Source organism: Candidatus Poribacteria bacterium (assembly GCA_026706025.1).
Lineage (GTDB): Bacteria > Poribacteria > WGA-4E > WGA-4E > WGA-3G > WGA-3G.
The window spans coordinates 36,267-59,575 of record JAPOZO010000003.1 but is presented as its reverse complement, the minus strand read 5'-3'; the positions used below and the strand labels follow the sequence as shown (position 1 = coordinate 59,575).

Here is a 23,309-nt window from a genome sequence, read left to right as displayed (position 1 = left end):
TTATCTGTAAAGGGCATCTGTCATCAGTGCAGCACGGACGTTTGCCTTGACATCATGGACACGCACAATATCAGCACCGTGTGCGATTGCCCAACAGACTGTCGCCGCCGTACCTTCAACGCGTTCATTTATCGGAAGCCCTAAAACATTTCCTATAAACGACTTCCGTGAAGTACCGATAAGCAGCGGTTTATTCAACGATTGGAACGCTGCGAGATGTTTTAAGAGTTCAAGGTTATGTTCCGCCGTCTTACCAAATCCGATCCCCGGATCAATAATAATCCGTTCAGCAGAAACGCCCTGTTCTTCAGCAGTTCGGACACTTTCCTGCAGCGACGCTCGAACCTCGCTGACAACATCATCATAATGCGGTGCGTGCTGCATTGTACGCGGTGTCCCCTTCATGTGCATCAGAATGAGACCCGCCTCCATCCTTGCCACGACAGATGCCATAGCGACATCACCACGCAGAGCAGTGATGTCATTAACAAGATGAGCACCCGCCTCAAGTGCTTGCCGAGCCACTTCCGCTTTATATGTATCGACAGAAATATGGACATCAACACTGCCAACAATCGCCCGAATGACCGGTAATACGCGTGCCAATTCTTCATCAACGGGTACCTGTGATGCCCCTGGACGTGAGGATTCACCGCCTATATCAACGAGCGTTGCCCCTTCTTCTACCATCAATTGCGTATGTGCGATAGCTCGCTGGACATCAAGATAACACCCACCATCGGAAAAGGAGTCCGGTGTGACGTTCAATATCCCCATCACATGCGTGCGGTCCCCTAAAGTGAGTGTCTTGCCACGACAGTTCATAAAATTGATTTTGCAGGCAATTGGGGTCGGGGCCCGAGAATTTCATCAATTTCTTCGGTAACAAGCGTTTCGCGTTCTAATAAAGCGTCTGCCAACAATTTTAATCCTTCAAGATTCGTTTCCAAAATATCCCATGCTTTTTTATAGCACTCTGTGACAATATCATGGACCGCCTTATCAATTTCAATAGCCGTTTTCTCGCTATAGTCCTGATGGACGCTCAATTCCTTACCAAGGAAAACCTGCTCATCTCTTCTACCGTAGGTGAGCGGTCCCATGTGGCTCATTCCCCATTGTGTGACCATTCGGCGTGCGAGTGCCGTCGCCTGCTCGAAATCGTTTTGCGCGCCGGTCGTCTGTTCACCAAAAATAATTTCTTCGGCAACTCTGCCCCCGAGCGCAAAAATAATATGTGCCAGCAGCCGCTTTTTGCTCATGTTATGACGTTCTTCAAGCGGAAGTTTAGCAGTCACACCAAGTGCCCTGCCACGTGGAACGATGGTGCACTTATAATTCGGGTCGCTCTCCGGTACAAAGTGTAACATAAGTGCGTGTCCAGCTTCGTGATAAGCAGTGACACGCCGTTCTTCATCACTAATGACAAGACTTCGCCGTTCAGGTCCCATCAGCACGCGGTCTTTTGCTTCGTCAAAACACATCATGTCAATGTTCTCGTTATCGCGTCTTGCGGCAAGCAGGGCGGCTTCATTTGTCATATTTTCGAGATCCGCGCCAGAGAAGCCAGGGGTCGCTTTCGCCAAGATTTCCAGGTTGACATCTTCCGCGAGTTTATAGGGTTGTTTGGTATGTACCTTGAGGATCGCTTCTCTACCACGCACATCGGGGAGATCAACAACGATCTGCCGGTCAAATCTGCCAGGTCGAAGCAGTGCTGGATCCAAGACATCCGGGCGGTTCGTTGCGGCAATAAGAATCACACCGAGAACGTCTTCAAACCCCTGCATTTCAACAAGCAGTTGATTTAAAGTCTGTTCGCGTTCATCGTGTCCACCACCGATACCTGCCCCGCGGTGCCTACCGACAGCATCTAATTCGTCGATAAAGATGATACATGGAGCGTTCTTCTTGCCGAGTTCAAACAGATCCCGCACGCGAGATGCCCCTACACCGACAAACATTTCTACGAAATCGGAACCACTGATACTATAGAACGGAACATCTGCTTCACCCGCAACCGCTTTCGCCAGCATTGTTTTACCAGTACCCGGCGGTCCCATGAGTAGTACACCTTTCGGGATTCTGCCACCAAGACGTTCAAACTTTTTCGGGGTCTTCAGAAATTGGATAACTTCCTCAAGTGCTTCTTTTGCCTCATCGACACCAGCGACATCCTCAAATGTTATCTTTGTTTGATTCTCAGAATGCAGCCGTGCCCGACTTTTTCCAAAAGAGAGGGCTCGATTTCCGCTCCCCTGCATTTGACGGGACAAGAAAATCATTAAACCCAAGAAGATAAGGAGCGGTACGATCGTCGTCCCGAAGATAAGCAGCCCCTGCGGAAATTTAGATGGCGGCTCAACATTATAACGGATACCATTTTCATCAAGCTTTGCTTGGATGTCATAATCATCAATAGCATCACGGCTTGCTCTAAATTCGCCTTCCCATCTTGGTGGAAGATGAGCATCCCGTTCTTGCGGCAGCACATTACTCAGAATCTCGGCACCGATTTCATCAATAATGTCTTGACGGAACCGACCTTCAATCCATTCCTCATCCAGCGTTAGGTATCCATCAAACACATTCTGTTCGCGTGTTATATATTGATGAAAATCAGAGGTTGCCAGTTGGTAAACCGGGTCTCTGCGGTTGAATAGCTGGTAAATACCGAGCACTACAATGCCAGCAATAACTACCCACCATATCATCATGCTTCTTGTACTTTTATTCACAACCAATTGCCTCTCTATAAAATCTGAGCTCAGACAAAATGCGATTTTAAAACCTGTTTAAAAGTATAACAAATATTTTACCAAATTTCAACTGATTTTTCAAAAAAAGACATATTCGGAAATCTGAGGCGCAATATTGGTAATTTTATAGAGGCATTTAGTTTTCCAAAATTTTCGATTTTCAGTTTCAGATGTTTTGCTGTAAGAGCACCTCCTGATCATGGTTGTCCCGTTAAATTGGACAAAAAGTCTAAAACTAAATAGCCTCGTAATTTTAATTGGATAAAAGAATAAGTTTTAAGGTATACTATAAATTAATGAATAAATTACGGATAGAAGCAACAAAATTTTCAACGTTCGTCGGAATGTTTGTCTGATACAAATCCGGCGACAAGCAAGATAAAACTAAGGTAACGCTATTGAACCCCTCTGACAAAGGTAGATAGGAAAAGGAGGAATTCATGAACCTTAACAAACAGATAATTGTAACAATCAGCCTTTTGCTAATGACAACGTCTTATGCATTAGGGCATATAATCGGTGAAAACCTTCAAAATTTTCAATATAATGCAGAACTCGCGCCAGTTGCCCCGATCGTAGACGGCTATCTTGATGACCCAGCTTGGCAGATAGCGGCCCCCGGAAAAATGGAACAAGATCTAATTACCGGGCAACATTGGCACGAATCTTCTGATTTCACTGGATCCTTCGCAGCGGTTTGGCGAAACGGGTTCCTTTATGTAGCCGTTAAGCTAACGGACGATCAAATCGAAACGCGCCAAACAAAACTCCTTCGGGAAGATCATCTTACGCTTCACTTGGGGCCACACCACTTAGGACGAAAGGACGATCTTTACCGATTTGATATACCGATTCGCGACAGAACCGGTGTACTCAAACACCCATTAACGCGAGTGGAATGGGGAAACGATGGACAAACATGTGAGTTAAGTTTCCGGCTTGATGACATCGCAAGCAAGGGTAATACTATTGATTTCTGTATCACTTATAACGATGTCGATAGCGGAAGCCTACGCCATAAAATCACATGGGCACCGGACGGTTATACTGAAGAAGATGAGTTCCTTCCCGATCTCGTCTTCACTGCGAAAATTGAACCGAATAAACAACAAAAATTGATTCAGTGGGGACGCATCAAAAGCCTCTACTAATCCGTTGCTGTAGGGCGTGGGACAACAACCGCGCCCTATTTTTTTTTCAAACGGTATTGGAGAATTCGTGTATTATATCGGAAAAACTTTAGAACTGATGGGCATAGCGTGTTTAGGCGCAGCACTTCTCTTTGTCTTTACCAATCCGCTCGATTATAGTGAATCCAAATTGATGGGTATTGAGATGGGGTTATTAACCCTCGGCATTTTAATCTTTTTCGTCGGAAGACTCATCGAGAAACGTCAATAGAATTACAGAAAAGAGTCGGTAAATTAGACAACGAATCAACCGTTATGATATACGCATAATCGCAATCCCTTGCTCACCCGCTACAGAATAGAGCAGCCATGTGTCTCCATCCTCACAAAAAACCGCCGGGTCGCGAAGTTCATGCACCCGCTCCCGATCTAACCCACCTGTCGAGGGTCTAATCGGCATATCTACCCCCTCAAAATCGTGTTTCGGCGCGATAACTTCTATCGGTTCAGACGGCTGCCAATCGTTCCAATCCTCTGTTAACTGAACCGTGCTTTTTCGGATACGCTCTGGACTATCACCGTAAAGTGAATAATAGACGGTCAGGGTATCACCTTCAAGGAGGTTCGCTGTGTGCCGTGGGAAACCGGTGTTGTCTTTTTCCGACTTACGGTGAAAAAGCGGCGTGTCTCGCGGAATGAACGATGTTGTCCATTCAGGGGTTTGTCCCCGACTTAACCAACCGTGATACGTTGCATACGGGTAACCCTTCCACCAGAAAACGCGATAATAGGCACCCATGCGTTTATCCCCTGTATCCGAAGCAGTATAGCTCACACCATCCGTAGAAGTCGCCCAACAGGTTGACTGCCCCCGATAACTCCCATGAAAATACATAAAGAAACGGTGGTTCTCTTCATCTATATGTACATCCGGTGAAGCGATGTGATCTCCCTCTCGGAATACAGTGTTATCACGATGTAGCACGCCGGGACGATAAACAGTATAGGGGCCTTCAATAGCATCAGCATAAGCCAAGCGGATATAGGCACCGCGGTGGTGTGCGAAGTAGAGATAATATTTGCCCAACGGGTTCTCCACCCATTCAGGCACACGAACGAGTGAAGGTCCATTGATATTAGAAAAACCGTGTTCCCTGTCAATCTCAGGCATCTCAGGATGAATTAGCAGTGTTCGTTCCATATTTTCCTCCGTGTGATTTCTTAATCGTGTGCCTGAAACCGATAAATCTCTTGACTCTCTTCAGACATATTGTTCCATATCTCTTCAGGGACGCGTGCGCCGAAGATTCCGGGGGCATTAGGCGCGTGATGTAACCGTCTAAAATAGACCAAGGCGAGCATGTGCCTAACAGTAGATTCTGTCCGATTGGGCATCGCCCGGTGCCAGCACCGCATATCTCGGACAACAACCGAACCCGCAGGCATCTCTAACTGAAATGACGGATAATTTGCGGCGCGTTCTTCTTCACAGACGTTGTAAGGCGTATTGCGGACTGCCTCGTCATCAACGATGAGATGCGAACCAGGCCATACTTCGGTGGCACCGTTCTCTACCGTGAAATCGACGAGCGGGATATTGACGACAATTGTTGTGACAGGTAGTGCAAACGGTAGTTCCGGGAAGAGTTGCCCCGAATCTCGGTGAATCCACTGGATATCGTTACCCGGACGCGTTGAATTGCAGCCATAGGGCAGGTATGCGAAAATTTGTTCACCCATCGCTGCTTTCAGAATCGGCATCGCGAACGGGTTATCAATGATACGTGGATCCATGAACGGCATTTTTAGCATCGGATTTTCGCCATTCTGTCTCTCCTCTTCGTTACTGAGTACGGTTTCCATAGCGACATCAAGATCAGCTATCCAGTCGCGCCGGAGAACGCTTTCGATGACGACCAAGCCTGCCTCGCGTAAAAGACGCTCACCCGCATCAACGCTTTCCGGGGTAGGTTTGCCTTCAGCACGTTCCTGTTCGGAGATTTCGAGTATAGGAATATTTACTGTTTTTCCCATCATTTTCACCTTCTAAACCTGCCTTTCTGATTCGTTTTGAGGAAGTTTTAGTTCAGATCGGATGGCTTGACGGACCGCGCTGCAAACTTTCATTGCGTGTTGTGCCTCAGAGGCAGTGGCAAACTTACCCGGATAGCGGAGATCCACTGCATGATCGGAAATCTTTACGAAGTCAGTTTGCCAAGTCTGCCAAGCGGGGACAGTAGGTACTATTAAATCCAGTAATGTTTCCAAATCGTGTGTTCTTGAGAAAGGGGTATTCGCCTCTTGAAGCCACGCTTTGAGGTATTTTTCAATACACTGCTGGGCATGGAAACAGAGCATATCGAAATTCGGTGATGCTACTTGTTGATGCAATGCTATTGCCGCATAATCGCCTTCAGCCTTCTGTACCCATTCCAGCGTTAACGGATTCATCATCCCTCTTTCCTTTTCCCAGATTTTCTTGAAGAGCCCTCTGGATTCATAAAGCACCTCTCCTTTTTCCGTGATTTCTCGGAGAAACCAATCGTTGTATGAAATACGATAGGCGATTTCCTCTGGCGATCGCACGAGCACATCCATTGGGAAACGACGCGGAATGCGCTGCCGAATCTCCACGCTGTGGCGGCGCGTCTCTGATTCAGGAATATCCATGACGACGAGCAAATCAACATCCGAATCTTCGGTTGGCGTGCCATACGCATAAGACCCAAAGAGAATAACCTGCAATGGCGCGAATTCACGCACGATGTCGTCACAAGTCGCTTGGATGTCTTCCCGAGTAACCATCTGCCTTCCTCCTATTTTTCTAAAGTATAGCATACGCCGTAAAGGAAGTCAATGTTTATTGCTAAGGCAAGTATAATCGGATGGTAGAAAAAATTGTTGTTTTCTCCTGCCAATTTGTATAGAATAATATAAACCTTTAAGCTGCCTCCTATTGGCATCAGTTTCAGAACAGTATTCACAGGCAAAGGAGTAAGTAATGACACCTGAAGTCGCTTTAGAAAAACGAGAACAGATGATTGAAGAGGGTTTCTGCGTTGTTGACGATGTTCTAACTGAGGAATTTTTACAAGAACTTCACGACGAGTCAGAACGCCTAATCGCCGGACATGTGGAACCCGACGATGTCGTCTATCAAGGACAGCATGTCAACGTCCGCGGCGAGGATAACACGCATATTCAGAAACTATTGGAGTGGCAGCCATCACGCGACGCACTCGAACAAATCGGTTTCGGAGATTTCACGACCTCTGGCGGGATCATTATTCTGACGAAGGAATCCGGGGGACCCCCACTCTATTGGCATCAAGATTGGATGCGCTGGAACGATCCGCTCAGCTGTGCACCGTGGCCCCAAACGATTTTTCTTAATTATTATCTCACCGACACAAACCGGGAAAATGGCTGTCTAAAGGTTATTCCAGGCACGCATCGCAAACGGATTGATTTGCACGACATATTAGTGCCAGCACATGAACAAGGCGCACGGTTCATTGATGATGACCATCCAATCATGTTCAGTGATCACCCGGATCAGGTAGATGTCTGTGCCAAGGCAGGTTCGCTGGTAATAGCAGACGCGCGTATCTTGCACTCCGCCCACAAAAACCTTACCGATGTTCGACGCACCCTAATTCTCGCATGGCACAGTCGTCCGAATACAGTACCTGACTATTGGGATCGTGAAATCCCCGAGATTATTGCCAATCGAGACGAGGACGCGAACTATCCGATGTCTCGTATTCCCACCCATTTTTTACAGTGATAGCATATAGAGGCAAATATGATTCCGATTGATCTTAGCAACAAAGTGGCAGTAATTACAGGGGGGTCAGGCGCGTTAGGGCGTGTTATGGTACGGACGCTGGCGGAAGCGGGTGCGGATATCGCAATCTGCTACCACCGGGATCAGGAAACGGCGCGTCTCCTACGAGACGAAATCACTGCCAAGCATGTACGGGCAGCCGTTGTGCAGGCAGATGTCACGAATCAGGATTCAATAAACGCTATGCGTGATGCTGTCGTGAACACACTCGGTGCAGCGGATATTATCGTCAACAATGCTGTCATTCAGTACAACTGGACATCCGTCTTAGAGCAGTCACCCGAAGACTATGAGAGCCAGTTCCAATCTTGTGTCCTGCATAATGTATACATGGCACAAGCGTTCGTTCCTGCGATGATTAAATCAGAATGGGGACGCGTCATCAGTATTAATACGGAATGTTCGATGCAAAACTTTGCAGGACAGAGTGCCTACACATCAGGAAAGCGCGGTATGGACGGCGTGCTACGGGTGCTCGCGAAAGAGGTAGGTGCACACGGCATTACTGTCAACCAAGTGGCTCCAGGATGGACGATCAGTGAAAAAAGCACGGCGAGTGAATCGGATGAACACTATTGGAGCAAAGTACCGATGCAGCGTCGGGGGACTGCCCAAGAAATCGCCAATGCAGTGCTTTTTCTCGCATCAGATCTGGCGAGTTATATCACGGGTGCTTATATTCCGGTGTGTGGTGGAAATGTAATGCCCACAATTTAATAAATTTGTTTCCAGCATACTATTTATTCGGGGGATTGAACAAAACACTGTCCACAAGCAGATTGGCGATGAGAGGCCTCTCCAAACTATACATTGAAAATGTGAAAGGAGAACCGTGGAATTAAAAGTTTGCGCGCTCGGAATCTTGTTCAGGAACGGAAAAATTCTGTTGGGCAAAAGGACTAAACACCGGACTTCTTATCCAAGCGTCTGGGATATGATTGGTGGACACCGCGAAAATGGTGAAACACTAACACAGACCCTCATCAGGGAGTTGCAAGAGGAAATCGGTGTTACACCAATTCAGTTTGAACACATCTCAACCCTGTTTGATTCCAACAACGATCACACCTACTATGTATTTGTCGTAACCGATTGGAAAGGTAAACCAGAGCATCTACAACCAGAGGAACACTCAATAATTGGATGGTTTGGGATCAATGAAGCGTTAGAATTGGAGCTCGCCTTACCTGTATATCGCGAATTGTTCACCAGTCTTGAAGACAACTGATTATTGCCCACACCGATGTCAACGCTGAACCAGAAAGAGATTTTCCTATGGTGTGTGAAAGCCATCGTTGCGCTGGAAACATAATATCTATTGTTTAAAATCAATTGAGGGAACTATGGAACGACATAAACTTCACTATGAAATGATGAACAGATTCGATCCATCCGGAGAGACGGGAGAGCACTGGGAAGTGGATGTGCATGCCACTTCCGAAGAACTACAAACGTTTGCCGAGACCGGTTATCTTATTCGTGAAGGACTTTTTCAAGGTGAAGCACTCGAAAAGCTGAGAGATGCTTTGGATCGTTTGGAAGAACGGGAATGGGAAAAACGCGACAGTGCTATTGCTGGTAAGAAAGGTTGGGGCTTCATCCCGCGCCACCTTATGGATAAAGATGAAGTTTTTCTTCAGCTCTTGAAATTTCAACCGACCCTGTCAATCGCACGAGCGATGATGGGACCGCTCGTCCGGCTGCGTGGTTTGAGCGCACGCATCACTTATCCGGGTGATGGTCGGGAACACCAAACGCCGTGGCACCAACACATGCGAGTGATTCCGAACCCAATCCCGCCATGGTTTTCACGTCCACACTGCATCGATTGTCTCATCTATCTCGATGATTTGAATGAAGATACAGGGGCAGTCGCTATTGTCCCGGGGTCTCACAACTGGTTAGACAAAGCATCACCGACTGTCCACGAACCTGTAGAAGGTGAGGTACATCTACAGGTGAAAGCTGGAGGGGGTGTCCTCATCCACGGTAATCTCTGGCACCGAGGCTTACCGACGCTAAACGCCAAACGGCGAATGTTAATCCTAAGTTATACACCGACATGGTTACGGAAATCGCCACACGGCGGGGCACAACCCGAAGACGGGTTAACACACGATTTTATTAAAGAGGCAGACATGGAAGAACGGATGCTACTCGGTATCGGTGGATACTCCTAAACAAAAAGGTGAGGATACCTAAAAACACAGTGGTAAGTAGCCACACAATCCGATGAGAAAAACATGGAACCTGTCATTAGAAAAGCGATACCAGATGACGCGAAAGCCGTTGCGGCGGTGATTAACTCGGTTATTTTGGAAGGAAAATACACCGCGTTAACCAACCCGTTCACAGTAGAAGAGGAACGCGCCTTTATTGAAGGGCTGTGTGATCGAAGCGCGCTGTTTGTTGCAGAGGTAGACAACGAGATCGTTGGCATTCAGATCATTGAACCAGATGCCTTAGCGCAATATACCGATTCAATGCAACATGTAGCAACAGTCGGGACGTGGGTACAATCTAACTACCGAGGACGCAAGATTGGACAATTGCTTGCAGAGGCATCATTCAAGTTTGCCCACGCCGAAAACTTTAAAAAAATCGCTATTCAGGTAATCGCGGACAACACGCGTGCCCTCCGGTTTTATGGCAATCTCGGTTTTGAAAAAATCGGCATTGCCAAGAAACATGTGAAACTTGAAGGCAAATTCTGCGATGTGTACTATCTGGAAAAATTCCTGACAAGAGACGAAAAATAATTGTTGCTTTTTTATGACAATTCTTATATATATATTGTAATTAGGAATTGCGCACTGCATTCCAACACCAACTCTTTAGTTAAATCCATGAGATACTCCATTTTAGCGTTTGGATCTGTGGTAGGATAGAACGCTACAAGAGAGTTCCCATGGATTTACAAGCAAACTTCCAAGTGCTCATATCTTATTAAAAGGCAACTTGGATTATTGGAACTGTAACTCGGTGAATTCCGAAGGAGGTGTTCCTATATTGCTTTCGTTTATTTAGTCAAATCTATTAAGTGGCAATTTGGGTCATATACTGCAATCAGGTTTTGCCCACTATATTTCAACCTCAACCTCTTATGTTTTGAGATATTAACCGCTCTGAAAACACGTGTTGACGCGCGTGTTCCATATAAAGGAGGCTCTCGATGAAAGCTGATTTTATTTTCAAGTTTTTGGTGTTAAGTCTGATGCTGACAGGAGCAGTAGTAGCGGGCCATGCACAGGGCATCAGCGATGATGAACTTATCATCTACTATAGCTTCAACAAAGATACACTAAAAGGTGATGATGTCTTAGACGTGTCTGGGAATGGAAATGATGGCTTTCTACACGGTAATGACTTAAAAATTGTAAAGGGCAAAGTCGGAGAATGCATGGAATTCCCTGGTAGTGCAGCGCAATATATTTCGGTGCGGGAACACATGTATAAAGATCCGATTGACGAAATTACGCTTGCCGCTTGGGCAAAAACGGACGTAAGAGGCATGATCGCCTCTTGGGACAGAAGCGAATTTTTCCGTTTTGCCGTAGGCGATGATGTCGGTGCAAATGCTGGTACAACCTTTGTTGCCTTTGACACCTGTTGTGGAATACATGATTGGTTTGGGAAAACGGATGTCGCAGATGACAAATGGCATCATCTCGTCGCAACTTTTGATGGCAAAGAGAAACGCATCTATGTTGATGGCGATTTAGATGAGAAAATAGCCGCGCCATCAAAAGTGATCGGGGCAGGACAGGCACGGTACGGATTTATCGGAATTGGATCAGAAGCCGCTGCGTTTGATGCAGCAGTCGGACCAACGTGGGCGTTCAATGGACTTATCGACGAGTTCTTGCTGTTCCATCGGGCACTCTCCGAAGAGGAAGTAGAACGTCTTGCCAAGGGACAAAGTAATCCATTTGCTGTTGAACCGGCTGACAAACTTACCACGACTTGGGCAGACATCAAAGAGACGAAGTGATCCAAATCTGGACGGGTGGTGCACTCGCACCACCCGTACTGTTTCTTTCAACCCCTACCCTTCCGTCGGCGTAATAACCTCTTGAATACCGGGCCACTCTTTCCATATATCTGTGTAGGCATCGTAACCGTTTTCGGCACAATCGACATGACGCAGCCGGAAAATCACAGCGTAACGGACATCAGCAGCGGCGTTCGGTGCCGCAGAATGAACGATCTGATGATGCGTCAAGACAACATCCCCTGCCTGACCCACTATCTGTTTAGGTCCCTCAGGGAGTTCAGGTCGCGGCATCCCGTTTGCCAATATCTCATGTCCTTCCTTTTTAAAATAATCGGCGAAGAAACTGTGTGATTTCGGCCAGACGGTGAAATTGCCGCTATATGGTTCCGGTACATCCGCAAGGTAGACAACCGCAAGGGCAGTAAAACCACGCCGATAAACGCCTTTTTCCATACCATTTGTGCCACTTCCCAACCCATCAAGATGTCCACGCGGTTCGTTCGGATCTGTCCCCAACGGACCCGGGAACCGGAGCGCAATCTGGGCAGAACCAGGTATCTGGACATTCCCTTCACCCATCAACGACTCCGCAATTTGACGGATAGGGGTCTTGCCGAAAAGATCTACGAGTTCCGGAGCATTGCGAATCTCGTTGCAATAGGACTGTGCCCGAAAGCGTTCTAAGTCTCCTTCGTGCATGCCAACCGCGCCGATGGAGTGATTTATCGCCTTTCGCGCGGCATCCACCATCAGTCTTGGCACAACACCAGGAACAGAGATATAGCCATTTTCATAAAAATCTAACTTCTGTTTACGAGTGAGCATATTTTGTTGTCTCCCTACTTTTTACTGACGGAGTTTCTATCATCGAAATGTCCTGCGAACCTATAAACGCGCGAACATATACGGAAACTGGCCCAGAAAGGATTCTTGATTTAGACTCTCATTAACGCAAAAAGTTTAACAGGATTTATGGGTTATGGAGACCCATTACAACTTTGAAAAGAAGAATCTTGACTAATGGGTGAGCGTATAAACAACAGCATTGATACCCATCTTCAGTGCCATATCCGAATACTCACGCGGGTAGTAGTCCTCAGCGGCGTGTTCCCATGCATCGCCAAGATCGGAATTAAAATTGATCATCATCATCAATCTGCCATAATCATCGTAAACACCACGGCAGTACGCAGGATATCCGTCGTGTCGTTCGTAGGTGCGATCATTAAAGAGCGAACGGAGCCCAGGGATTTGGATCAACTTGTCAATTTTAAAAAAGCAGCGGAAAATTGGATGTGAAATCGGGATGTCCACCGGTTCACGATCAGGGAAAATTTTCTTGAACTCAGTATAAAACCACTTCCATTCACGTTCTCCGTGAAAATCGTCAATAAAGATAAACCCACCACGTAAGAGATATTCCCGTAGATTTTCTGCCTCGCTCGTGCTTAACCTGAGGCTACCGACTTCGAGCATATACGCGAAAGGGTATTCAAATAACTCTAACGCACCGACCTCAATAATCTTTTCACGGGGCGCGACCGAAATGTTCGTCTGCTTACTGAGCTGCCAGATAAAATTCCGATCCGAGGCTGGCCAATCCACACTCCAACTACGCAGTCGCGTGAGTTGCCCGCTATATTTCAAGCGAACAAAGGTAAATAGGTCGCTGTCGCCTTCTCCGTCCAGAAGCACTGCCGGGACAGACATTATGACAATAATCGTTAGTAATAGAATAATTCGCATGATTGCTCGCTCCAAACAGAGACAATCTTAATACGAAAGTGAATGTATCCGCATCCTCCAGTGAATTCATAGAAGCAGTCGGCACGGATATCATAACAGAGATAAAGACGTTCACTCGACTTAAAAACTGCGATACCAAGCAGTCGTAATTTGAACACCAAGACCAGATTCAAGGGCTTTGGCAATGTTAACCCTAAAGAAAGAATCGTCGCGTCCAGAGTGTAAACTCGGAACGTTAACTACAACAGCAGAGTCGTCTTGACCAAATTGTAAACCGATGCCAACACTTGCTTTTGGATCAAAGGTATAATCAGTATCAGATACGTTCCAGACTTGTCCCTCATCAAAGAAAGCCACGAGAAACGCATTTTTGAAAATATTCCAACGCAATAGATTCGACAGTTTGTAGTGATATTCAATATTGAGAAGAAATCCGCTGTCCCCTGCGAACGCATAAGGAGAAGATGCATGTCCACTCTCATAGGTTATTATACCATCAGCTCCGTCTTCTTGTCTATACCAAGGATATCCTCTAAGTCCACCCATCCCACCAACCACGAATTGGCGTTGAATGGGCAATGGCGAGTTAGAATAACCAAGCAAAAGCCGGGTCCGAATTCGGTTATTCTCAAGTGGGAAAGCATATCGAAGGTGTAATTGTAATCGTGTGAAATCAAAATCAGACCCCACAGCTGCACTACTATGTTCAGCAAGAAAAGTATTATGCCAGCCGAGGGATTTTGTTCTATTCAGAAAATCGTATTGAAAGATAAGACCCCGCAGCTGACCGGCAGTTATCGGTGGATTCTCTCTGACACTTAGTTTCGATGTCCAATTGGTAATAAACCAATCAGTGCTTTTCTGAAGACTTGCGTGTGACTCAGCAAGCATTGACAACCTGAACGAATGCGTCGGCATAATCGGTGCCCAATACAATCCGATCTCAGCACCTTGTCGCAAATAGTAATTTTGAAGGTCCGGCACACCAATAATACGCTGGAAAATGCTTATTCCGCTGTTGTAGCCCGGAAAAAGTTCAGGGGCAACTGCATCTGTCAACCGGTGGAGTTGCCCGATAAGCTTCAAGTTCCAAGCATACGGTTTTCCCCAATTCGCAATTCCCCCCAGATGGTAATGGATATGTGGGTTGCCGAATGCATAACTGACTTTTCCAAACAGCCTTGAGATTTGATTGCGCTGTGAATTCCTGATGCTCCACATCCAGAGAGGACCGACCTCTTTGCGTTTTCCGGCTTCAAAACTTGTGCCGATTTCCCATCCTGTCACGCGGTTAAAACCGAGGCGTATCGGCGGACTGAGACCGAGATAGGCATCTGTAGAAAGTGGTTTTTCTTCTACAGAGATCGTGGCGATATACTTTGCATCCGCTTCATCAACCTGTAGCCGGACCTCCTCAAAATAGGGCATCACTTTAAAGAGCGTCCTGAGTGCCTTATCAATATCAGGTGAAGCGTTATCAAGCGTCTGCCGAATACGCGATTCTGGTACCTTCTGATTGCCGCGGATACGGACCTCGTGAATCGGGACATCCTTTGCCCAAAATCGTGTTGCTGCAAGCGGCGTATCAAACTGATCTTCTTGTGAAAGGAACCACGTATCCTCCACTGTTACCTGTTCTCGCTTACCTGAGATCTCCATAGATTTCAGCACCGATATTTTCTTCATAGATATCACGCTAATGATAGCGATGCGTTTCGTCCCTTCTTCTGTAGTCCGCAGAGATACCTTTCTGGAATCATCAAGCGCGCCTGATAGAATTGGTATAACCTCTCTGAGTTCACCAGAGCCGTTTCTTAGAATCTTCAGGAGCTTCTCCCTTTCGGCTACGATTGTTTCTTCAATCAACTTTGGATCGGTGCCTTCAGGGGATGTGAGCTTGCTCTGAATCTGTATCTCATGAATCCTATCGCCATCAGCATACCAATCCCAAAGCGGCGGTGGCTCAGGGGTCTCATCTGTGGTGGGTTCCGCTGTCTCACGTTTCTCTGTAATCGGGGGCTCTGGATCTGGTTTAAGGGGTTCAGGCGGTGGCGGTGGCGGTGGCGGCGCGAGTTCTAAATCACGAGGCTTTAGCGACATCAATCTCGGAATTTCGATACCGAGTTGATTCAGGTTCATCAATAACTCACCCAGCTGCCGCCTCGGAATCTCGCAGACAATGTTTATCAGGTAAATTCCGTCCTTGTCTTTGACGATGACGAAGATGCCTTTAACGGTTTCATTCTGAAGCAGAACGTAAAGGTGAAGACTAATTTTCTCAGCATCAGTTTGTGGATACTGTCCTAACGCACTCCAATCACGTGTTTTCAGTGCTTCGCTGTAATACTTAATCATCTTCTTAAAATTGCCAGCTCGGTTTCGGTAGTTCCTGAGATATAAGTTATCCACGCTTTTAAACAGTGGCGCAACGTCGGAGGTCGGGTCTTCCATAACGAGCGCGATAACATCGCGCCGTAAATCAAATTGGAACTGAGACGATGACACATCCGGGCAATCAAAAGGGACAAGCCCGTTGTCGGATTGTGAATTGACTGAATAACATATCAGAAATAAGAACAGCACTAACGTACCCGCAATGGGATATTTCATCTACATCTCCGTTACTATTCTTGAACCCTTTTCAGGCGTTGCTGTAGTTTTTTCAAAGCATCTGGAATTTGTGGTTCGCCGGGGTGATAGATCACATCGGGTGGCACAATTTGTCTGAAGCCATTTGGGGGTTGATAAAACCATTGTAGGGCGATAGCATCTCGAGGACCTTGGAAATAGTGTATCTCAACAAGGTGTATGCCCGTTCCAAGCCTTATACGTCCCTGCCTACTTATTACTGAATGGATTCCATCATTATCCACAACGAGAGACCCATTAATATATAATTGTGAGCCGTCATCTGAGCTGAGTTCAAAGATATACGTACCCGGTATATTAATCTCCAATTCGGTACGGAAGCGAATCGCAAAATTCTCAATGACAGACTGCTTCTCAGGTGTCGGAAAGCCCGCGGTATAGATTCGTTTAGGGACATTTAAGTTTGCTGTGACAAAAGTATAGACAGGTACCAAGCTGTCAAAATCAGGCATTTGGGAGATAACCTCCCCGGGTACATAAACTTGTCCGACTAATCCGTGCCCGGGTTTCACTTCCGTACCAAAAATACCGAGTCCTGTATCTATACGAACCGGGATATCCAGTCCGGCTTCCGATACACCCATCCCACTGGCTAACCCCATGCCAAAGCCACTCCCTTGACGATCAGGTCCACCGAAACCGACACCAACGCCACCCGCGCCTCTTCCATTCTGCCCTTCAATGGCAACGGGACCTCCCAGAGTTTTCCCTTCGCCAAAACTGGTATTGGAAACGACACTGGGACGATCCGCTTTTGGTATATCGGCGTGTGTAACGACATCAGGCGCAACATCGGTATGAACGGGTGCTTTAGGCGCACTGACCCGCGGCGCATAAGTCGGTGAAGCCGGTGAAGCCGATGATGTTTCAGCACTTGCCGCTCGTGCCATTAGCCGCAGACGCGGCGGCAAAACCTGCCGTTTCACCCGTTTTTCCGAGTCCACTTCCAGGATCTCCGCAGATATGCTCTCTTTCTCTGCATCGAAATGATTCACAAGAAACGGGGAGAGCATTAACGCCAACGCAATATGTAGACCAAATGATAGCAACAAGGCACGGTTTGTGCGTCTTCGCATCGCATTATACCCCCTGCATTTGAAACTGTGCGGTCAGAAAGGACACCTAAACAGAATTAATTTCGCTTAGAAACTATAAAACCACGCTGTGTTGAACTGAATTCCTTGATCGGCTTCAAAGGCTTGTGAAACGTTAAACCGCAAGATAAGATCTGTTTCACCGAACTGCAAGCCGATACCAGCATTGCTCTTGGGTTCAAAAATGTATTTCTCCTCTGACGCGTTCCATGCCTGCCCGGCATCAAAAAACAGCGCTAAAAAAAGAGGGAAATCGGAAAAATCGAATACGCTATTCCAAGTCATTAACGCAGGCAAATGGAAAAGAAACTCGATATTGAAGAGGAATCCCCGGTCACCCGCAAAAGCGTAAAGCGGATAGCCGTTCAGTAACCCGGGTCCACCGATAACAAATTGGCGTTGAATCGGCAGCGGTGCGGTTGAAAAGCTGCCGACTGTCCGTGTGCGTACCTGATGGCTACCCAACGGATGCGCATAGCGTAGGTGGAGTTGATACCGTGTAAAATCAAAATCGGATCCGATCGCCGTATTGCTATGCTCAGCGAAAAAGGTATTGTGCCAACCGAGAAAATCGTGCCGAGTACTGTAATCGTATCTGAACATGACACTCCGCATTCTACCCGGCGTTACTACTGGATTTTCACGCACTTCTGATTTTGACCGCCAGTTGAAGAAGTGCCAATCCGTGCTTTTTTGTAGACTGTCGTGTGACTCCGCAAGTAGACTCAGTTTGAACGAATGCCTTTGCCGAATAGGTCTCCATTGTAAGGCGATCTCAAGTCCTTCCCTCAAATAGTAATTCTGATGATCCGGCACCCCCAAAACTCGGAGAATGCTCATACCTGTATCATCATAAAACGGAAAAAGATCCGGGGCAATGACGCTTGTCGTGCGATGGAACTGCGTTGTTAATCCAAGATGCCACGAATCAGGTTCATCCCAAGCAGCCTTGCCACCAATCCGGTAATAGAACTGTTTATTACCAAATCCATAACCGACCCGTCCGAAAAATTTTGAGAGATCATCGCCACGGAAGACACTCGGAACGCTGATGTTGTAAGATGTGTTTGGACGCTCCCCTTTCCGATAACCAGAATTGACACGTGCCCCTAACTCCCATCCAGTGACGCGATTGAACCCAGCCCACGGGGCACTATCAAAATAAAAACGTAAGGGAAGCGGTGTTTCGACTATGGTAATTATCGCTGTACGTTGAGCACCTTCCCCTTCAATTCGGAGACGTGCATCTTCTAAACCCGATATCTCGCTCGGCAGTGTTCTGATCGCCTTTTCGATGTCTTCCGGCCCCTTTTCAAGTGCCTTTTTAACATCCTTCAGATGTGTGTCTCGATGTCCTTGAATCCGTATCTCACGAATTGGCTCCCCTTCTCCGGTCCGAAACTGTTTCGCTAACATAAAAGGTTCATTTTTATGGTCTGGTATATTCCCAACGCTAATCGTCGCAAGACGTTCCGATGTGTGAACAATAAGTTTCTTCTTATATTCAGATGTATTTACGGATGGAAGACGCGCCATTACAGCCTCAATGTCAGCGGGTCCTTTTTGAAGTGCCTCACTAATTTCGGCTATACGCGCTTTACTGTCAGACCGAATATGGATCTGTTCAATCGGATGCCCATAGTAATGCCACTGTCCATGAAGGGTTTCATTGTGGCTTCTTGAGAACGAGAAGCCAAACTTTGACGCCTCTCTTTTCGTTGAAAACTTCACGCTAAAAAAATCTGGCTGCTTGCCAGTGGTACGCAACAAGGTTGGTGGTGCCATCGGTTCTGGTGGTTTTTCAAATTTCTGAAATATTTGCGCATCAAGCGATTCTAATGCAGAGACCTCTATCCCAATTTGACCCAGATTCGCTAAAAGCTGCCTTGTCTGTTGCGGCGGAATATTGCCTACGATGTTTAGCAGATGCACATCGCTGTCGCTTTTTACAACTGCGAAGATACCCAAAATCGCTTTATCTGACTGCGAACTCTGCACACTGGATGCCTCCAGCGTATAGAGGAATACGTCGTTATCTTCTTGTAGACTTTGCCAGTTTGCGGTTTTCAAGGTCTCACCATAGTACTGCGCGAATTGATCAAATATACCGACTTCAGCGTCATAGGTGCGGAAATAAATATCCGACACTGTGTTAAAAGGTGCTGTCGTGCCAGCAAGTGCGATAAGTTCGCGAGTAAAATGGAATTGAAATTGGGCGTGTGGTGCATCAGGGCAATCAAAAGCGATTCTGCCGTCAGTCGTTTCGGCGTGTGTGAGTCCAGATGCGATTAGCAATAGGAATAAGATAAAAATACGCGTTTTCATACTTTTCTAAACACAATACGAGAAAGTTGTGACATTTTAGCAAGTTAAGATCTTATTGTCAAACGCCATCTCTGATTTTCAGAGGCTTGACTGGCGGACCTCAGACGGAGAAATTTATCAATTATAACGGATTTAAGTGAATTGCGTTGACATTAAAAGCGCAATACGAGCGGGAAGATTGACGATGTAGGGTGGTTTGGGCATTGGCGAGGTGTCAAACCTCGCCAATGGTAGGGTCCCTTCAGCGGCGGCACTCCTTGTGGGTGCCCACAAACTTAAACGGCCTCCGCATAGTTCCGAAGATTCGACTTTGCCGCATCTCGGATCCCATACGCTTCAGCCAAGTCGGGATCAAGATGAACCGCCGTATCACTGTCTTCAATCGCGCCTATATTGTCACATATCTCCAACTTGGCAGCGGCTCGTTTACTATAGATGTAGGCTGCAAAATCAGTATTCTCTAAAGCAAGATGGATCGTATCATCATAATCGTTGATCGCACCGATATTGTCCCCTAATTTAGACTTCGCTATAGCACGATGGACATAGGCACTGGCAAGCACAGCATTTTTCGGTTGCAGACGGATAACCACGTCGTAATCCCTGATCGCGCCTATAGTGTCACCCATATTGAACCTTGCAAGTCCACGATTGAGATATGCAACAGTAAGAATGACAGCATTTTTCGGTTGCAGACGGATCGCCTCATTATAATCTTCAATAGCACTGATATTGTCACCCACATCCAACTTCGCGTTGGCTCTTTTAACATAAGCAAGGATAAGGGTGATTCTGCTCGGCTTTAGCCGAATTGCCGTGTCATAGTCTTTAATCTTCATTTTATGTCTCCTAACGTCTCCTAACTCATACTTTGAGAACCCTGCTCGGTATTAGCAGCTGCAAGATTCTGTGTCGTTTAGCTGCATTAAGTTTACCTTAAACGACAACCTTTCTCGTTGTTCATAATGCGCTTTCTACTATTAATGACGCGTCTCACAGACAAAAAGGGTGCAGAATTTTCAGAAATATGAATCAGATTAAGAATTTTGTATCGGGAAACAGACTGCCAGTCCGCCTGATAAGGGGATTTAGGGGGTTTTAAGGCAAAACCATTATACGTAGGACTTACGCATTTTTAATTTTTATCATAGGTGATTTGAGTTGTTGACGCAGATACTCAGAGAGCATGCCATGTTTGACTTGATAAAGGGTTTGACCGGTTTCATAAGCTTTCCGCATCAGGTAAACCCATACAAGGAACGCAGCACCGATGTGATTCCGCACGATACGCGCGAGGCGACATTGGCATTTTTCCAAACCTGTTAGCTGTTTAGCCTCACGGTGAAAGTGTTCAACCTGCCAGCGACTGCTACACCCTCGTCGTGTCGCAGAAACATCGGATTGACGTAGAGACACGTGACGACACCTATGCCATTGACGACTTTCTGGGCATTGCCAGAATATTGATGTTTCGCTGGAGCGATCTTCTTGGTCAATAGACTCATACTTAGCAACAACGCCATTCCTAATATCACATAAGTTCGCGTGCGTTTCATACGCATAAATTCCTCCTATAATGCCAGGGGCATTTAGTTTTAACCCAAGTTGTTACCTGACGCGTTATAGACGTTTGAATAAGTTTTCAACCCCTTTCCTCACCCCGTATGAAGATTAGGAATTTAATCGGGTAATTTCAGCACTCCAAGGCTCAGTAGGTGCGGTTTCCTAACCGCACCATAGGTGTCAATTTAGTCCCGTAGGTTGGGTTGAACGGTGTTGAGAAGTGGACTGTTAACAGGTCAAACACCCCTGAAAGTCAATATCCGGCCATATCTATTCGTGGATGGAGTGAAACCCAACTTTACGCTGTCAGCACCGCGGAACCTTGAAATCCAAAGCGTTGGGTTTCACTCGGTCTCTGATGGGTGTGGTGTCTCTGGCGCGAGTTGTGTTTTTCTCTGATTCTCGGGTTTTGGTGGCATCCGTTCAACCCAACCTACGGGACTCAAGAGGTTTTTGAAGTCATCAAGGTTTTCGCGAAGTATCCGATGCGGTTAGGGGATTTAGTCTGGGAATAGACTAAATCCATTCCTTGTATTACATTCCGCATCTACCGGCCTGGGGGTCGCGACGGTTATTTTTTTTAAAATTGACACCTATGGTTCGTTTTCCTAACCGAACCGGGTCTGGTTAGAAGATTACCCAATTTATTTCTTAAACCTCATTAGGGGTGAAGAAAGGCTCCGAAAAACCGTGTTAGAATGCCAAAAATCCGTTGGTAGCAACTTGGGTTATGTTAACGGGAGTTTGATAAATAACTGAAAGTTTTTGTATCAAGAGAACCCCTTTGGTATAATGAGTAGGACTTACGCATTTCCTCTTAAAGTCCCCCTGATAAGGGGGATTTAGGGGGTTTAAAGGACAGAAATTACCTTTTTTTCCGTCCAAACGTCCGATATTTACGCAATGTGTGTAAGTCCTGATGAGGTTATCCATACTCTCTAACCAAAAGGAGTTCTCTGATGAGTATCCTAACCCTTTTCTGTAAAATTGACGACTTTTTTTAGCATACGAAGCATATCTCACACAACAGTCGCTTGCCGACGGTAAACCGGTGGAGACTCGCGGCCGGCATCAACTTTTACATAACAGGCTTGCTAAGGCAAGAACACCGTGTCCTATTCTCTATATTAACCCAACTGCTACCTAATGATTTTAGACCCACGGATACCATTTTTAAGCAAGCAGCCTTCATTTTTGCGAAAGATTCGGAGCGTTCCGTGTTATTTTCGGCGCGAAGAGGCACAACCTAACAGGTTATGCTACAAGGTGGCAACTCGAGTTATATTAGAACTATTGTTGCTTGATATGTCCCCATACCGTCGCGAGTTTTCGGTTAGGTTCAACAGCAAGGACTATTGGGTTTTCGCCTTCATAGACGATCAGATCGTCAATGTACCCCGGGACAGTTGATCTTTCCATAGAAAAAACAATTGACGTGGCGGCGGGTCCAGCTGCTTTCATCCGAAACGGGATTCGTTCTTTCGGTCTGGCACGCAAAACCTCGCGTTTGCTGCCTCCAGAGTAGAAATCAAACACGTTTTTGTCAAAATTGGCAACAATCCGGATATATCTCCATTCATTGATGGCAAATTTACCAATCTCCTGCCACCTGTCGTGAGCATAAAATTGCACAAATCCCGTATCCCAACCGACATCGGGGCCTCTATTGTCAAAAGATTCATCATTTGAAGTAAGCTTCAAACTGAAAGAACGACCACCTTTCTCAATATAGACCCAGCATTCAACTGATGTGATCGGTTCATCTGTTCTTATCGGTATGCCATAGGTATGGACTAATGCCTTCCCGGAAATAGCAAACGATTTTTTGCCGGTTTTGACAGGTTTGTTCGTTATTTTAAAACCGAGCCCTTTCAACAAGGGATGTTTATCTAGTTTGTCTAGGGGATGGTTCTCAAATCCATCTTGTATGAGTATCTTCTGAGCCACTGCATCCGCTGCGAGAGCCAGACTCAAAAGAGCAACTCCTACAACCATGAAAAGTACAGCAAAATATTTTATTTTTCTTACGAGCAGTGAAACTACCCACGGTTCGACTTGGCTCATCTTTCTACCTCCATTGCTAAATCGCTTCAGAAATCTCTTATGAGATTTTTCGTTTGGTTTGACACATAATTTTTTCAGGGCATCCAGATATTCCACTCCCCTTTTTTCTCCCACTTGCGGCATGCGTGGCATAAGCAC

21 protein-coding genes and 1 pseudogene are annotated in these 23,309 nt (G+C 46.4%); 9 read left to right on the top strand and 13 right to left on the bottom strand.

The features are described 5' to 3' along the window. Together folP and ftsH are read right to left on the bottom strand one after the other, a co-directional pair. Window positions 1-825: a dihydropteroate synthase gene (folP, locus tag OXH00_00765; GenBank protein ID MCY3739528.1), complete on the bottom strand. Its 825-nt coding sequence runs from the start codon at window positions 823-825 to the stop codon at window positions 1-3. Further along, a pseudogene (gene ftsH / locus OXH00_00760) lies at window positions 822-2,393 on the bottom strand (ATP-dependent zinc metalloprotease FtsH). Before ftsH ends, folP begins: the two are co-directional and overlap by 4 nt. 806 nt (window positions 2,394-3,199) lie before the next feature. Here ftsH and OXH00_00755 point away from each other — a divergent pair. Both OXH00_00755 and OXH00_00750 read left to right on the top strand, forming a co-directional pair. Beyond that, window positions 3,200-3,910, top strand: a complete 711-nt coding sequence (locus tag OXH00_00755; protein ID MCY3739527.1) for a hypothetical protein — start codon at window positions 3,200-3,202, stop codon at window positions 3,908-3,910. A 67-nt stretch (window positions 3,911-3,977) separates the two neighbouring features. Then, on the top strand, window positions 3,978-4,160 hold the full coding sequence (locus OXH00_00750) for a hypothetical protein (GenBank protein ID MCY3739526.1): 183 nt from the start codon (window positions 3,978-3,980) through the stop codon (window positions 4,158-4,160). 42 nt (window positions 4,161-4,202) lie between these two features. Here OXH00_00750 and OXH00_00745 read toward each other — a convergent pair whose 3' ends face one another. The 3 genes from OXH00_00745 to OXH00_00735 are packed head-to-tail and all read right to left on the bottom strand — an operon-like array spanning window position 4,203 to window position 6,694. Further along, a complete protein-coding gene (locus OXH00_00745; protein ID MCY3739525.1) occupies window positions 4,203-5,090 on the bottom strand; it encodes a hypothetical protein in 888 nt (295 codons plus the stop codon). Window positions 5,091-5,110: 20 nt separating this feature from the next. Then, entirely contained in the window at window positions 5,111-5,926 is an 816-nt protein-coding gene (locus tag OXH00_00740) for a phytanoyl-CoA dioxygenase family protein (GenBank protein MCY3739524.1), read from the bottom strand. A 9-nt stretch (window positions 5,927-5,935) separates the two neighbouring features. After that, a complete protein-coding gene (locus OXH00_00735; protein ID MCY3739523.1) occupies window positions 5,936-6,694 on the bottom strand; it encodes a HEPN domain-containing protein in 759 nt (252 codons plus the stop codon). A gap of 196 nt (window positions 6,695-6,890) precedes the next feature. Between OXH00_00735 and OXH00_00730 the strand changes: the two genes are divergently transcribed. The 6 genes from OXH00_00730 (at window position 6,891) to OXH00_00705 (ending at window position 11,727) form a co-directional block, all read left to right on the top strand. Then, window positions 6,891-7,676, top strand: a complete 786-nt coding sequence (locus OXH00_00730) for a phytanoyl-CoA dioxygenase family protein (protein ID MCY3739522.1) — start codon at window positions 6,891-6,893, stop codon at window positions 7,674-7,676. Between the two features lie 21 nt (window positions 7,677-7,697). Beyond that, window positions 7,698-8,453, top strand: a complete 756-nt coding sequence (locus tag OXH00_00725) for an SDR family oxidoreductase (GenBank protein ID MCY3739521.1) — start codon at window positions 7,698-7,700, stop codon at window positions 8,451-8,453. Between the two features lie 115 nt (window positions 8,454-8,568). Further along, window positions 8,569-8,964, top strand: coding sequence for an NUDIX domain-containing protein (locus OXH00_00720; GenBank protein ID MCY3739520.1), 396 nt, complete (start codon window positions 8,569-8,571; stop codon window positions 8,962-8,964). A 115-nt stretch (window positions 8,965-9,079) separates the two neighbouring features. Then, complete coding sequence (locus OXH00_00715) at window positions 9,080-9,916, top strand: phytanoyl-CoA dioxygenase family protein (GenBank protein MCY3739519.1); 837 nt, start codon at window positions 9,080-9,082, stop codon at window positions 9,914-9,916. A 63-nt stretch (window positions 9,917-9,979) separates the two neighbouring features. Then, window positions 9,980-10,495 (top strand): GNAT family N-acetyltransferase, encoded by a 516-nt coding sequence (locus tag OXH00_00710; GenBank protein ID MCY3739518.1) that lies wholly within the window; start codon window positions 9,980-9,982, stop codon window positions 10,493-10,495. Window positions 10,496-10,908: 413 nt separating this feature from the next. After that, window positions 10,909-11,727, top strand: a complete 819-nt coding sequence (locus tag OXH00_00705) for a LamG domain-containing protein (protein ID MCY3739517.1) — start codon at window positions 10,909-10,911, stop codon at window positions 11,725-11,727. 54 nt (window positions 11,728-11,781) lie between these two features. Here the strand turns inward: OXH00_00705 and OXH00_00700 are convergent, their stop codons facing one another. The 6 genes from OXH00_00700 to OXH00_00675 form a co-directional block, all read right to left on the bottom strand. Further along, window positions 11,782-12,555, bottom strand: coding sequence for a hypothetical protein (locus tag OXH00_00700; protein ID MCY3739516.1), 774 nt, complete (start codon window positions 12,553-12,555; stop codon window positions 11,782-11,784). Between the two features lie 192 nt (window positions 12,556-12,747). Further along, window positions 12,748-13,476, bottom strand: coding sequence for a DUF4159 domain-containing protein (locus tag OXH00_00695; GenBank protein MCY3739515.1), 729 nt, complete (start codon window positions 13,474-13,476; stop codon window positions 12,748-12,750). A gap of 120 nt (window positions 13,477-13,596) precedes the next feature. Further along, entirely contained in the window at window positions 13,597-16,086 is a 2,490-nt protein-coding gene (locus OXH00_00690) for a BamA/TamA family outer membrane protein (GenBank protein ID MCY3739514.1), read from the bottom strand. A 14-nt stretch (window positions 16,087-16,100) separates the two neighbouring features. Further along, window positions 16,101-17,201 carry a PA14 domain-containing protein gene (locus OXH00_00685; GenBank protein MCY3739513.1) on the bottom strand — a complete coding sequence of 367 codons (1,101 nt, stop codon included), beginning with the start codon at window positions 17,199-17,201 and terminating at the stop codon, window positions 16,101-16,103. 66 nt (window positions 17,202-17,267) lie between these two features. Continuing rightward, entirely contained in the window at window positions 17,268-19,544 is a 2,277-nt protein-coding gene (locus OXH00_00680) for a hypothetical protein (protein MCY3739512.1), read from the bottom strand. A 275-nt stretch (window positions 19,545-19,819) separates the two neighbouring features. Beyond that, window positions 19,820-20,383 (bottom strand): hypothetical protein, encoded by a 564-nt coding sequence (locus tag OXH00_00675; protein ID MCY3739511.1) that lies wholly within the window; start codon window positions 20,381-20,383, stop codon window positions 19,820-19,822. Window positions 20,384-20,705: 322 nt separating this feature from the next. Between OXH00_00675 and OXH00_00670 the strand changes: the two genes are divergently transcribed. Next, the gene (locus OXH00_00670; GenBank protein MCY3739510.1) at window positions 20,706-20,870 is read left to right on the top strand and encodes a hypothetical protein; all 165 of its coding nucleotides are present in this window, start codon (window positions 20,706-20,708) and stop codon (window positions 20,868-20,870) included. On the opposite strand, the gene OXH00_00665 is transcribed toward OXH00_00670, so the two are convergent. Beyond that, window positions 20,867-21,106 (bottom strand): hypothetical protein, encoded by a 240-nt coding sequence (locus tag OXH00_00665; protein MCY3739509.1) that lies wholly within the window; start codon window positions 21,104-21,106, stop codon window positions 20,867-20,869. The genes OXH00_00670 and OXH00_00665 overlap by 4 nt on opposite strands. A 1,291-nt stretch (window positions 21,107-22,397) precedes the next feature. Then, complete coding sequence (locus OXH00_00660) at window positions 22,398-23,171, bottom strand: hypothetical protein (protein MCY3739508.1); 774 nt, start codon at window positions 23,169-23,171, stop codon at window positions 22,398-22,400. Window positions 23,172-23,309: the final 138 nt, after the last annotated feature.